This window comes from Noviherbaspirillum sp. (assembly GCF_035654295.1).
GTDB lineage: Bacteria > Pseudomonadota > Gammaproteobacteria > Burkholderiales > Burkholderiaceae_D > Noviherbaspirillum.
The window spans coordinates 1-13177 of sequence record NZ_DASRXF010000225.1 but is presented as its reverse complement, the minus strand read 5'-3'; the positions used below and the strand labels follow the sequence as shown (position 1 = coordinate 13177).

At 63.8% G+C, this 13177-nt stretch carries 13 protein-coding genes and 1 tRNA gene; 1 reads left to right on the top strand and 13 read right to left on the bottom strand.

Features of this window, described 5'->3' with window-relative positions; all coding sequences use genetic code 11:
• Positions 1-6 precede the first annotated feature (6 nt).
• Positions 7-1830: a DNA helicase RecQ gene (gene recQ, locus VFF99_RS21075; protein ID WP_325020891.1), complete on the top strand. Its 1824-nt coding sequence runs from the start codon at positions 7-9 to the stop codon at positions 1828-1830.
• A 197-nt stretch (positions 1831-2027) separates the two neighbouring features.
• Here the strand turns inward: recQ and trmB are convergent, their stop codons facing one another.
• The 13 genes from trmB to VFF99_RS21010 all read right to left on the bottom strand — a co-directional run.
• The gene (gene trmB, locus VFF99_RS21070) at positions 2028-2708 is read right to left on the bottom strand and encodes a tRNA (guanosine(46)-N7)-methyltransferase TrmB (protein ID WP_422656563.1); all 681 of its coding nucleotides are present in this window, start codon (positions 2706-2708) and stop codon (positions 2028-2030) included.
• Positions 2709-2822: 114 nt separating this feature from the next.
• Positions 2823-2896, bottom strand: a tRNA-Gly gene (locus VFF99_RS21065).
• A 66-nt stretch (positions 2897-2962) separates the two neighbouring features.
• Positions 2963-4141 carry a GGDEF domain-containing protein gene (locus VFF99_RS21060; RefSeq protein WP_325020889.1) on the bottom strand — a complete coding sequence of 393 codons (1179 nt, stop codon included), beginning with the start codon at positions 4139-4141 and terminating at the stop codon, positions 2963-2965.
• A gap of 120 nt (positions 4142-4261) precedes the next feature.
• Entirely contained in the window at positions 4262-5737 is a 1476-nt protein-coding gene (locus VFF99_RS21055; protein WP_325020888.1) for an NAD-dependent succinate-semialdehyde dehydrogenase, read from the bottom strand.
• Positions 5738-5808: 71 nt separating this feature from the next.
• Positions 5809-6498, bottom strand: a complete 690-nt coding sequence (locus tag VFF99_RS21050; RefSeq protein WP_325020887.1) for a YafY family protein — start codon at positions 6496-6498, stop codon at positions 5809-5811.
• Positions 6498-6767 carry a TfoX/Sxy family protein gene (locus tag VFF99_RS21045; RefSeq protein ID WP_325020886.1) on the bottom strand — a complete coding sequence of 90 codons (270 nt, stop codon included), beginning with the start codon at positions 6765-6767 and terminating at the stop codon, positions 6498-6500. The genes VFF99_RS21050 and VFF99_RS21045 overlap by 1 nt, the downstream gene beginning before the upstream one ends.
• 81 nt (positions 6768-6848) lie before the next feature.
• The gene (locus VFF99_RS21040; RefSeq protein WP_325020885.1) at positions 6849-8054 is read right to left on the bottom strand and encodes a class I SAM-dependent RNA methyltransferase; all 1206 of its coding nucleotides are present in this window, start codon (positions 8052-8054) and stop codon (positions 6849-6851) included.
• Between the two features lie 53 nt (positions 8055-8107).
• Positions 8108-8710 carry a 2-hydroxychromene-2-carboxylate isomerase gene (locus VFF99_RS21035; RefSeq protein WP_325020884.1) on the bottom strand — a complete coding sequence of 201 codons (603 nt, stop codon included), beginning with the start codon at positions 8708-8710 and terminating at the stop codon, positions 8108-8110.
• Positions 8711-8731: 21 nt separating this feature from the next.
• On the bottom strand, positions 8732-9160 hold the full coding sequence (locus VFF99_RS21030; RefSeq protein ID WP_325020883.1) for a CopD family protein: 429 nt from the start codon (positions 9158-9160) through the stop codon (positions 8732-8734).
• 7 nt (positions 9161-9167) lie between these two features.
• A complete protein-coding gene (locus tag VFF99_RS21025) occupies positions 9168-10433 on the bottom strand; it encodes a glutamate-5-semialdehyde dehydrogenase (RefSeq protein ID WP_325020882.1) in 1266 nt (421 codons plus the stop codon).
• Between the two features lie 186 nt (positions 10434-10619).
• Positions 10620-11636 (bottom strand): DNA polymerase III subunit delta, encoded by a 1017-nt coding sequence (gene holA / locus VFF99_RS21020; protein WP_325020881.1) that lies wholly within the window; start codon positions 11634-11636, stop codon positions 10620-10622.
• 9 nt (positions 11637-11645) lie between these two features.
• Positions 11646-12140 carry an LPS assembly lipoprotein LptE gene (lptE, locus tag VFF99_RS21015; RefSeq protein ID WP_325020880.1) on the bottom strand — a complete coding sequence of 165 codons (495 nt, stop codon included), beginning with the start codon at positions 12138-12140 and terminating at the stop codon, positions 11646-11648.
• A gap of 15 nt (positions 12141-12155) precedes the next feature.
• A partial coding sequence (locus tag VFF99_RS21010) for a class I tRNA ligase family protein (protein ID WP_325020879.1) occupies positions 12156-13177 on the bottom strand: 1022 nt, incomplete at its 5' end.

Sequence of the window (13177 nt, the reverse complement as noted above, 5' to 3'; positions counted from 1 at the left end):
ACGCGGATGCGTGAACAATTTGACAACAACGCCGCGCTGCACGTCCTGCAGACGGTCTTCGGTTATCCCTCTTTCCGCGGCCAGCAGGCCGACATCGTGAACCACGTCGCCCAGGGCGGAGACGCCCTGGTGCTGATGCCGACCGGCGGCGGCAAGTCCCTGTGCTACCAGATCCCCGCGCTGCTGCGCGAGGGCGTGGGCGTGGTCGTGTCGCCGCTGATCGCGCTGATGCAGGACCAGGTCGACGCGCTTGCCGAAGTCGGTGTGCGCGCCGCCTTCCTCAATTCCACGCAGACGCTCGACGAGACCATCCGCACCGAGCGCGCGGTGCGCACCGGCGGCCTCGATCTCGTTTATGTCGCTCCCGAGCGCCTGATGACGCCGCGCTGCCTCGAACTGCTGGAAGCATCGAAGATCGCCCTGTTCGCGATCGACGAAGCGCACTGCGTGTCGCAATGGGGGCACGACTTCCGGCCGGAATACATCAAACTGTCGGTTCTCCACGAGCGCTTTCCGCAGGTGCCGCGCATCGCGCTCACCGCCACCGCCGACCCGCAGACGCGCGCCGAGATCGCGCACCGGCTGCAGCTCGATGAGGCGCGCCAGTTCGTGTCCTCCTTCGACCGGCCCAACATCCGCTACCAGATCGTCGAAAAGACCAACGGCCGCAAGCAGGTGCTGGATTTCATCAAGGAAGAACATCCGGGCGACGCCGGCATCGTCTATTGCCTGTCGCGCAAGAAGGTGGAGGAAACCGCCGTCTTCCTGAACGAACACGGCATCGCCGCGCTGCCGTATCACGCCGGCATGGATCACGCCACACGCGCCGCCAATCAGTCGCGTTTCCTGCGCGAGGACGGCATCCTGATGGTGGCCACGATCGCCTTCGGCATGGGGATCGACAAACCGGATGTACGTTTCGTCTGCCACCTCGACCTGCCCAAGAGCATCGAAGGCTATTACCAGGAAACCGGGCGTGCGGGACGCGACGGCGCGCCGGCGGACGCCTGGATGGCCTACGGACTGCAAGACGTGGTGCAGCAGCGCCGCATGATCGACGAGTCGGAAGCCGACGAAAACTTCAAGCGCGTGCAGACCGCCAAGCTCGACGCGATGCTGGGTCTGTGCGAAACCCTGAACTGCCGGCGCGTGCGCCTGCTGGATTATTTCGGCCAGTCATCCGGCCCCTGCGGCAACTGCGACATCTGCCTCAGTCCGCCGGTCTCCTACGACGGCACGGTGCAGATGCAAAAGCTGCTGTCATCCATCTACCGCGTCGACCAGCGCTTCGGCGCCGGCCATGTGATCGACGTGCTGCGCGGCACCAGCTCGGACAAGGTGGCTCAGTGGCGGCATGACAGGCTGTCCACCTTCGGTATCGGCAGCGACATCAGCGAAGCGGAATGGCGCGCCATTCTGCGTCAGGCGATTGCGCTTGGCCTGGTCGTGGTCGACCACGACGCCTACGGATCGCTGAAGCTGACCGCCGAGGCGCGGCCCGTACTCAAGGGCGAGCGCAGCGTGCAGCTGCGGCAGTACCAGAAACCGGTGAAGAAGAAGCGGGAAGCTGTTCGGTCCAAGGGCTATGTGGAAAGCGACCTGTCGACCGCCGAGCAGGAAATCTTCGAGAAGCTGCGCTGGTGGCGTGTCGAAACCGCGCGCAAGCACAATGTGCCGGCCTATGTGATCTTCCACGATGCGACGATGCGTGAGATTGCGAAGGCCAAGCCCGCGTCGCTGGACGACCTCCGGAATATCTCCGGCGTGGGTGAGAAGAAGCTGGAAAGCTATGGGGAAGAGATTGTTGCGCTGATTGCCGGGTTTCAGTGAGGTTGGTATGCATGGTGGGTTTTCGCTTCGCTCTACCCACCCTACCGTTCTTTATGCGCAGGTGGGTTTCGCTGCGCTCTACCCACCCTACCGTCCTTTATAAAGAATCGTAGGGTGGGTAGAGCCAGCGAAACCCACCATGCAGATAAAGGACCGTAGGGTGGGTAGAGCGAAGCGAAACCCACCGCGCATCCACACTACCGCTTCACAAACACCAAATCCCAAACCCCGTGCCCCAGCTTCAGGCCACGGTTCTCGAACTTCGTCACAGGCCGGTAATCCGGCCGAGGCGCATAGCCATCTGCCGTATTCCGCAACGCCGGCTCATCTCCCAGCACCTGCAGCATCTGTTCCGCATAATCCTGCCAGTCCGTCGCGCAGTGAATATACCCGCCGGGCGCGATGCGCGACGCGAGCAGCTGCACGAAGGGCGGCTGGATCAGGCGCCGCTTGTTATGCCGCGCCTTGTGCCACGGATCGGGGAAAAACACATGCACGCCGGCCAGCGAGCCGGGCGTAATCATATGCGTCACCACTTCGAATGCATCGTGCTGGATGATGCGCAGGTTGGTCAGCTGCTGCTCGCCGATCAGCTTGAGCAGGCTGCCCACGCCGGGCGTATGCACTTCCACGCCGATGAAATCCTTGTCCGGCATGCCGGCGGCGATCTTCGCGGTCGTGTCACCCATGCCGAAACCGATCTCGAGGATGGTCGGCGCCTGCCGCCCGAACGCCTGGCTGAAGTCTGCGGACGCCTTTTGATAGGGAATGCAGAACCGCGGCCCCAGGGTTTCGATGGCCTTGGCCTGCGCCGTCGACAAGCGGCCCGCACGCGTCACGAAACTGCGGATGCGACGCTCCGTCGGGTCATAAAGCATCTGCCTGGTGCTGGCATCACTGCCGTCGTCGTGGGTATGGGACATGCTGGTTTCCGGAAATAAAAAAGGCACCGAACGGTGCCCGATTGCCTTGCGATGGACCTGCGTCAGACCTGGAGCGGGTGAAGGGAATCGAACCCTCGTCGTAAGCTTGGGAAGCTTCTGCTCTACCATTGAGCTACACCCGCGGAAAGCCGCATTTTACGCGGGTTTGTGAGGGGTTTGCAAACCGGAAGGCCGCCCGCGGTCCGGGCTCATGCCTGGACGGCAACGGGCCGCATCGCTTCTTCGGCCACTTCCACCCGGTTGCGCCCGTTTGCCTTTGCCCGGTACAGCGCCTGGTCCGCGCGCGAGAGCAGCGCGTCGGCATCGGTCACGCCATTGCCGGCACAGGCCACGCCGATGCTGACCGTATAGGCGGGCAGATCCTCCGCCGAACCCTCGGCAATCCCCTTGCAGACCCGCTCCGCAATCGCGCGCGCTTCGCCCAGGGTGGTTTCCGGTAGCAGGGCGACGAATTCTTCGCCCCCGTAACGGCCGATGGAGTCGATATTGCGCAGCATGTCCCGCGTGCGCTGCACGAAGTCGATGATGACCTTGTCGCCCGTCACGTGGCCGAAACGGTCGTTGATGGTCTTGAAATTGTCGAGGTCGAACATCAGCAGCGCGATCGGTCCGCCCTTGCGGCGGCTGCGCGCGATTTCCTTGTCCAGCAACTCGATGAAGGCGGTACGCGAGAAGGCATTGGTGAGCTGGTCGTGCGAGACCATGAATTCAAGCGCCGCCCGCAGCCGCTCGTTGGCCAGCATCATCGCCCCGAGGGTAATGGCGAGGACGGAGAATGCCAGCGCGGCAAGATAGGCCTTTTGCGTGAAGGTCTCGCCAAGGACGTCGGTGGGGGTGTCGAAGTGGAAGGCCAGCATCAGGCCGCGGGCCAGGGTGACGGTGCCGATGGCCGCGAAGACCAGGCTGGTGAAGCGGCCTGCCATGGTGTTGCCTGTCGTCCGTGCGACGAGCAGGGTGCAGGCGTAGAACAGGATGGAATTGGTCAGCGTGACGGCGATGGCGCGCGCCGGATAGTTGTTGTCGATGTAGGTGTACCAGGCGATGTAGCTGGTGAGCAGGACGAGGACGGCAGCCATCAGCCGGTCGCGCGCAGGCAGGCCCGCGAAATGCCGGAAGCCGGCGTAAAAGGACATGTTCCCGGCAACCAGCATGGTATTGGCGATGATCACGGAAAAGATCTCGGGGATGACGCCCGTCAGGCCGAACAGTGCGCTGGCGAGCACCATGCCGAACAGCCCGCGGCTCCATTGCCTGAGGCCGCCGATGGTGGGAGGGAAGCTTCGCCGCATCATGAACAGGATGACGAGGCACAGGAGGCCGAGCAGACCGGCGACGAATATCAGCGAACGCGGATCAAGTTCCGACACGTTAGATTCCCCCTGTAGGCAAAAATATAGCAATATCCCAACGATATTGCTATTGGGAAATTAGACGAGGCCGAGGGGGAGGGGCGCCGCCGCTCCTGGGGCGGCGGCAAAATGGACAGATCAGATACCGCCCATGCAGAGGTACTTGATTTCCAGGTATTCGTCGATGCCGTACTTCGAGCCTTCGCGGCCGAGGCCGGATTGCTTGACGCCGCCGAAGGGGCCGACTTCGTTGGAGATCATGCCGGTGTTGATGCCGACCATGCCGTACTCCAGCTTTTCGGCCACGCGCCAGACGCGGCCGATGTCGCGCGAGTAGAAGTAGCTGGCGAGGCCGAACTCGGTGTTGTTGGCCGCAGACACGGCTTCGTCTTCCGTCTTGAAGGTGGTCACGGCCGCCACCGGGCCGAAGGTTTCTTCGCGCATCACCAGCATGTCGGCGGTGGCGTTGGCGAGCACGGTCGGCTCATAGAACTGGCCGCCCAGCGCGTGCGGCTTGCCGCCGGTAAGCAGCTTCGCGCCCTTGGCGACGGCGTCGGCGACATGCTCCTGCACCTTGGCGACTGCCTGTTCGTCGATCAGCGGACCTTGCACCACGCCGGCCTCGAAGCCGTTGCCGACCTTGATCTTCGCTGCGCCGGCGGCCAGTTTTTCCACGAACGCATCGTGGATCGATTCATGCACGTAGATGCGGTTGGTGCAGACGCAGGTCTGGCCGGCGTTGCGGTATTTCGACGCGAGCGCGCCTTCGACCGCGGCATCGATATCCGCATCCTCGAACACGATGAAGGGCGCGTGCCCGCCGAGTTCCAGGCCGATCTTCTTGACTGTGGGCGCGCATTGCTGCATCAGGATGCGTCCGACCGGCGTCGATCCGGTGAAAGAGAGGTGGCGCACGATGGGGCTTTCGCACAAGACCTTGCCGACCGCGATCGAACGCTCCGCGTCCGCGGTGACGATGTTCATCACGCCGGGCGGCATGCCGGCGCGGTGCGCCAGTTCCGCCATCGCCAGCGCCGAGAGCGGCGTCTGTTCGGCCGGCTTGATCACGATAGTGCAGCCGGCCGCGATCGCCGGGGCGACTTTGCGGGTGATCATGGCGATCGGGAAGTTCCACGGCGTGATGGCGGCGCAGACGCCGACCGGCTGCTTCAGCACCACCATGCGCTTGTCGCTCCAGGTCGATGCGAGGACGTCGCCGCTCACGCGCTTGGCTTCCTCGGCGAACCATTCGACGAAGCTGGCGCCGTACAGCACTTCACCCTTGGCCTCGGCCACCGGCTTGCCCTGTTCGGCCGTCATCAGCGCGGCGAGGTCGTTGGCATGCAGCAGCAGGAGCTCGTACCACTTGCGCATGACGGCGGCGCGTTCCTTTGCCGTCTTGGCGGACCACGCAGGGAAGGCGGCTTGCGCTGCCTCGATGGCCTTGCGCGCATCCTCCGGGCCTTGGTTCGGAACGCTGCAGATCGTGGAGCCGTCGGCCGGATTGGTGACGGCGAAGGTGCTCTCGGAGTCGACCCAGCCGCCGTTCAGGTAGGCCTGGCTGCGGAGCAGGGCGGCATCGTTCAGTTGGGGAAACGCTTTGTTCTGCGGCACGACGTTCTCCTCGGTGCAAAAAGTAGGGGAAACGTCAAGAATAGCGCAATCGATAAGGCTTTGCCGATGCCTCAAGAACGACCGTTCTGTTGCTGCATGGCCCTTACAAAATCGGGCAGGCGCCGTCCTTCCTGGCTGGGATAGCCGTCGCCGGCGGCCATTTCGCGGATGCGGTCGAGACGGAAGGTGCGGAAATCCCCGCGCAGTTCGCACCATGCGGCGAGCAGCCAGATACCACCCCAGAAATACAGGGCTAACGGCCAGGCGGTGCGCCGGGTGGCCTGCTCCTGCGCATCGACGTAATCCATGTGCAGCTTGCGGCGATGGTTGATGGCCTGCCGTATCGCTTCGAGCCGCCTGCCGTGCAGGGGATCGACGTGGAAGGCGGGAGCGAACAGCGGCGTGGCTTCGACGAAATCCCGCTTTTCCTTTGGCAATGCCAGCGTGATCTTCGCGAGTGCCGCCATGCCGGATGCCCCGAGCTGCGGCCCGCCCCATGCCTGCACCATGCGGATGCCGGTGACCAGCGCATCGATTTCGTCGGGGGAAAACATCAGCGGCTGCAGGTCGAATCCCGCCTTGATGCGGTAGCCGATGCCGGCCTCGCCTTCGACCGGCACGCCGGAAATCGAGAGGTCGCGGATGTCGCGGTAAATCGTCCGTTCCGAAACGGAAAGCCAGTCGGCGAGCTGGCGCGCGGTGGTCAGCCGCCTGCCCCGCAGGTACTGCGCGATCTGGAATAACCGGTCGGCGCGGCGCATCAGATGCGCACTCCGCGTGCTTCGAGCTCGGTCAGCAGGCGCAGCTTGTCGTCGCGCGCCACCGTACGCCAGTCCCGGTCGCTCAGTGCGCCCTCGAGCGCCCACAGCAGGTTGAGGCTGGCGGGAAGCCCGGCCTGCTTCAATGCAATGAATGCATCGAGCGCGCCCCGCTCGGCCAGTGCATCCGGCGTCCGGATGCCGGCGGCCGCCAGCATTTCCGCTGATTTCGGGCCAAGATTGCGTAGGTCGGAGAGGTGTTGTGCTCGCATGATGGGCATTCTTGCATGAGTATGCCCATCATGCACTTGTGCTGCTGACAGCATGGTGTCAGCAGGGAAGCGATCAGGCGGTCAAGCGGGCTTGGGCTTGGCCTCGTCGCGGCGGTTGTAACCGGCGACCATGTCGAAGCGGAACAGGCGGCATTCGAGCGCGCCGTTGAAGAACGGCGTCTTGCGCGATTCCTTCAGGCGCAGCATCTTCGGCAGGCTGAGGTCGGCGGTGAACAGGAACACTTTCCAGCCGGGGAAGCGTTGCTTCAGGGTCGCGCTGAACGCGCTGTAGAAGGCAACGGCGAGTTCATCCGGTGCCTGAGACTTGTCGCCGCGCACGCCGATACGCTCGCCGTAGGGCGGGTTGGTCAGCACGATGCCCGGCGCTTCCGTCGGCGGTTTCACTTCCTGCGCTTCGATCTGCTTGAGCGGCACGTCGAACTGGATGCCCGCGTTGCGCAGGTTATTGCGCGCCATGACGATCATGTCGCCGGAAATGTCGCTGCCGAACAGCGTCGGTTCGGTTGGCAGCGGATTCGGGCGGAAGCTGCCCTTGATGGCCAGCCACTCATCGCTGTTGAAGCCGAGGAATTTCTCGAAGGCGAAGCTGCGGCGCGCGCCCGGCGGGATGCCGGCAAGGATTTGCGCGGCTTCGATCAGGATGGTGCCTGAGCCGCACATCGGATCGAACAGCACTGTGCCCGGCGTCCAGCCCGATACGCGCAGCAGGCCGGCGGCGAGGTTCTCGCGCAGCGGCGCGTCGCCGGTTTCCTGGCGCCATCCGCGCTTGAACAGCGCTTCGCCGGAAGTGTCGAGATACACGGTGTAGGTGTGGGCGTCGAGGAAGCCAGCAATGCGCATGTCGGGCGTGCGCGTGTTCACCGAGGGGCGCTTGCTGTACAGGTCGCGGAAGCGATCGCACACCGCGTCCTTGATTTTCAGCGTCGTGAATTCCAGGCTTTTCAGCGGCGACTTGATCGCGGTGAGGTCGACGCGGATCGTGCAATCGAGGTCGAACCATTCTTCCCAGGGCTGGGCCAGCGTCAGGTCGTAGATATCGTTTTCGTTGACATACTTGCCGTGCGCAATGCGCAGCAGCACGCGCGATGCGATGCGCGAATGCAGGTTGATGCGGTAGCTGTCGGCCAGCGCGCCCGAGCAATGCACGCCGCCCGGCACCTGGTTGTGCACCTTGAGCGTCTTGCTTTGCAGCGCGATTTCGCCGAGTTCTTCCGCTAGCGCGGCTTCGAGCCCGCGCGGGCAGGGACAGAAAAATGAATGTGACATGGGGAACCCTTTATCCGTGAATGGCTTGCTTGAACGCAGTGGCCGGGGGAGTGCTATCTGGTGAAGGCGCGCTCGACGAAATCCAGCCGGTCCTGTCCCCAGAACCCTTCGCCGTCGACTACATACCAGGGTGAACCGAACACGTTCGCGGCAATCGCTTCATCGGTGAAACGGTCGTATTCGCCTTGCACGCTCGCCGTTTCCGACGACTTCAGCAAGGCCTTGCCGTCGTGGCCGGCGTCCAGCGCGATGGCGGCGAGCGTATCCGGGTCGCCGATGTTGCGGTCTTCCGCCCACAGCGCGCGCATGATGGCGCCGGCAACGCCGAGCGCGGCGTCGGTGCCGTGCGCCAGCCGCGTCGCGATGATCATCCTGGCGGCGGCATCCGTCGGCACAGGAAAAAACTTCGGGTGCAGGTTGAGCGGGATCTGCAGGAAGTCGCTCCAGCGCTTGAGCTCGACGAGCCGGTAGGCCTGGCGTTGCGGCGGGCGTTTCGCCAGCGGCAGGCCGCCGGAGACGTTGAACACCTTGCCGAGGTCGAAGGGCTTGATCTCGACCTGCACGCCATGTTGCTTCGCCAAAGCGACGAAGCGTTCATGCCCTAGGTAGGCCCAAGGCGACTGCGGGCTGAAGAAGTATTCGCATACCTTGGACATAGCTGCCTCCGTAGCGGGAAATCAGAATGGCTTGACGACAACGAGGACGACGGCGCCCAGCAGGCCGAGCGTCGGCGCTTCGTTGAACCAGCGATACCACTTGTGGCTGCGCGTATTGGCGCCGTTCTCGAACTTGCGCAGCAGCACGCCGCAGCCGTGGTGATAGAACACCAGGAACACGACGATCGCCAGCTTCGCATGCAGCCAGCCGTTGCCCGGCCCCTTGCCGACGCCGAAACCCAGCCAGAGCCAGAGGCCCAGCGCGAGCGCCGGCACCGCGAGCACGGTCATGAAGCGGTACAGCTTGCGCGCCATCGTCAGCAGGCGTGCGCTTGCCGCCTTGTCCGTTTCCATCGCGAGGTTGACGAAGATGCGCGGCAGGTAGAACAGGCCGGCGAACCACGAAGCGACGAAGAAGATGTGCAGCGATTTGACCCAGAGATAGAGCATCTTGTTCTTATTCCCGTACTTCGCCGTGGCCGAAGACCACGTACTTCAGCGAGGTCAGGCCTTCCAGTCCGACCGGGCCGCGCGCATGCAGCTTGTCGTTGGAAATGCCGATCTCGGCGCCCAGGCCGTATTCGAAGCCGTCGGCGAAACGGGTCGAAGCATTCACCATGACGGAGGCCGAATCCACTTCGCGCAGGAAGCGCATGGCGCGGGTGTAGTCCTCGGTGACGATGGCATCGGTGTGCTGCGAGGAGTAGGTGTTGATGTGCTCGATCGCTTCGCCCATGTCGCCCACGATCTTGACGGCAAGGATGGCGGCGAGATACTCGGTGCGCCAGTCTTCCTCGCTCGCGGACGCGAGGTGCGGATAGCCGGCGAGGATCTTGCGCGCTTCGTCGTCGGCGCGCAGTTCGACGTCCTTGGTGCCGTACAGTTCGGCCAGCTTCGGCAACACCTGCGGCGCGATACCGCGTGCGACGAGCAGGGTTTCCATCGTGTTGCAGGTGCCGTAGCGGTGGCACTTGGCGTTGAAGGAAATCTTCAATGCCTTGTCGATGTCGGCCTTGTCGTCGATATAGACATGGCAGATGCCATCCAGGTGCTTGATCATCGGCACCTTCGATTCCTTCATCAGGCGCTCGATCAGGCCCTTGCCGCCGCGCGGCACGATCACGTCCACGTATTGCGGCATGGTGATCAGCTCGCCGACCGCCGCGCGGTCGGTGGTCTCGACGATCTGCACCGCGTCCTGCGGCAGGCCGGCGCCGTCCAGGCCTTCCTTGACCAGCTTCGCCAGCGCCTGGTTGCAATGGATCGCTTCCGAGCCGCCGCGCAGGATAGTCGCATTGCCGCTCTTGATGCAGAGGCCGGCGGCGTCCACGGTCACGTTCGGGCGCGCCTCGTAGATGATGCCGATCACGCCCAGCGGCACGCGCATCTGGCCCACCTGGATGCCGGTCGGACGGTACTTCATGTTCGAGATCTCGCCGATCGGATCGGGCAGGGAAACGATCTGTTCCAGGCCTTCGGCCATGGTGGCAATGGCCTTGTCGGACAGGGTGAGGCGGTCGATCATCGCTTCGGCCAGGCCGTTCGCACGTGCCGCTTCCAGGTCTTTCCGGTTGGCGGCACGCAAGGCGTCGGCGTCGCGGCGGATGGCGGCGGCGATCAGGGACAGCGCCTTGTTCTTTGCGCCGGTATCGGCCTTGGCCATCGCGCGCGATGCCTTGCGGGCGCGCTGGCCGACGTCGTTCATGTAAGTCTTGATGTCCATGTCGTGACTCTGCTTCGATCTATTCAAAACTGTTTACTGCCTGGTGGGTTTCGCTTCGCTCTACCCACCCTACCGTCCTTTATAAAGAACCGTAGGGTGGGTAGAGCGAAGCGAAACCCACCAAGCGCACAAAGAACTGTAGGGTGGGTAGAGCGAAGCGAAACCCACCGCAATCAGAGAAGAACGCTATCCGCGCGCAACTTTCAGTCCCAGCTGCAGCAGCGCATCCCACGCATCGCCTGCAAACGCCTTGGCGCGCAATCCCTTGACCATCTTATCGATTTGCGCCGCTTCCTGCAGTGCGCCTTCCAGCGTCGACAGCTTCAGCCGCCGTACCGCCGGTTCCATGAGTTTCTCGCGCGGGCCCCAGATGCGGTATTCCTTGAGCAGCATGCTGACCGACTTTCCCTGCGCCGCACCGGCCTTGATCTTGAGCAGCGTGCGGACCTCTTCCGCCATCGCCCACAGCACCAGCGGCAGCGCTTCGCCTTCACCCTTCAGTCCCTCGATCATGCGTACCAGGCGCGCGGTATCGCCGGCAAGCATCGCTTCGTTCAGCTTGAACACGTCGTAGCGGGCAACATTGAGCACCGCGTCCTGCACTTGTTCGAAGCTCAGCTTGCCTTCCGGATAGAGGAGGGCCAGCTTCTGGATTTCCTGGTGCGCCGCCAGCAGGTTGCCTTCCACGCGGTCGGCGATGAAGTCGATGCCCTGGCGGTCGGCGCTTTGCTTCTGCGCGGCAAGGCGAGTGCCAATCCACGCGGGCAGGTGCGCGCGTTCCACGAGCGGGATGTCGATGTAGACCGCGGCCTGTTGCAGGGCTGCCACCCACGCGCTCTTCTGCGTCTGCCAGTCGAGCTTGGGCAGGGTGATCAGCGTGACATTGTCCGGATTCAGCGAAGCCGCGTATTCCTGCAGCGCCTGGCCGCCATCCTTGCCCGGCTTGCCGGTCGGGATGCGCAGCTCGATCAGCTTGCGGTCGCCGAACAGCGATTGCGACTGGTTGGCGGCCAGCAGCTCGCCCCATTTGAAACTGCGCTCGACCACCAGCACCTCGCGCTCCGTCAGGCCCTGGGCGCGCGCCGTCCTGCGGATCTTGTCCGCCGCTTCCAGCGCGAGCAGGTGCTCATCGCTTGCGATGACGTACAGGGGCGCAAGCGACTTCGCCAGGTGCGTATCGAGACCGTCGTGGCGCAGTTGCATGGCGCGCCCTTACACCTTGAGCGCGGACACGCGGCGCAGGATCTGCTGCACCACGTCGGACTGCATGTCGCGGTACAGCATCTCTTCTTCCTTTTCCTTGGCGATGACCTGCGATTCGTTGAAGCTGATGTCGCGCTTCAGGATGAGCTCGGTCGGCGCCAGCAGCTCCGCGCCCTTGCCGTCGACGACGCGGAAGCGCACGCGGTAGTACAGCGAATACTCGCGCACGCGGCCTTGCGTATTCAGCGTCAGCGTCGCCTTCTCGCGCGTTTCATTGAGCACTTCGATGCTGGCCTGCGCCTGCTTCGGTTCGGGCACGACGGTCGTGTCGCCGCTGGCGCGGATGTAACGGCGCAGTTCGATACCCAGCGGCGAGGTTTCCGGCGTGCCGATATGAACAGTCTTGAAGGGCAGGTTGCCCTGCCCGTTCGAGCCGCGCAGCTGGAATCCGCATGCGCTCAGCATGAGGGCTGTGGTCATGGCCAGGATGGCGCGGCGCTTCATGCAGTTCTCCCTGTCTCAGGCGACGATGTTGACCAGCTTGCCCGGCACCACGATGACTTTCTTCGGCGTGCCTTCGACAAATTTCTTCACGTTCTCGTTGGCCAGCGCTGCGGCTTCGATGGCGGCCTTGTCGGCATCCTTCGGCACCGTCACGCTGCCGCGCAGCTTGCCGTTGACCTGCACCACGAGCTCGATCTCGGCCTGTTCCAGCGCCGCCGGGTCGACTTGCGGCCAGGGCGCGTCGAGCAGGTCGCCGAACGCGACATTGAAGCCGAGCTCCTGCCACAGTACATGGGTGATGTGCGGCGCGACCGGGTAGAGCACGCGCAGGAATACCGACAGGCTTTCGGCGATCACGGCGTTGCTCTGTGCGGATTCGTCGAGCTTCGCGCCTTCCAGCGTGTTCAGCATCTTCATGCAGGCGGAGACGACAGTGTTGTATTGCAGGCGGCGGAAGTCGTGATCGGCCTGCTGCAGGATCTTGTGGATTTCGCGGCGCAGCGCCTTGTGCTGTTCCGGCAGCGCCCCGAAATCGACTTCCTGCGACGCCTTGACGCGCTCGGCCTGCGCGTGGGCATAAGTCCAGACGCGGCGCAGGAATCGGTTGGCGCCCTCGACGCCGGCGTCGTTCCATTCCAGCGTCTGTTCCGGCGGCGAGGCGAACATCACGAACAGGCGGGCTGTGTCGGCGCCGTACTGGTCGATCAGGTCTTGCGGATCGACGCCGTTGTTCTTGGACTTCGACATCGTGCCCACGCCGTCATAGGAGACGGCCGAGCCGTCGCTCTTGAGCTTGGCGCCGACGATGCGGCCGCTTTCGTCGTGGACATTCTCGACTTCATGCGGCCAGAAGTATTCGATGGCGCCTTGCGGCGTGCGGCGCGAATAGATGTGATTCAGCACCATGCCCTGCGTGAGCAGGTTGGTGAAGGGCTCGTCTACCTTGACCAGGCCGAGGTCGCGCATGACCTTGGTCCAGAAGCGCGCATACAGCAGGTGCAGGATGGCGTGCTCGATGCCGCCGATGTACTGGTCCA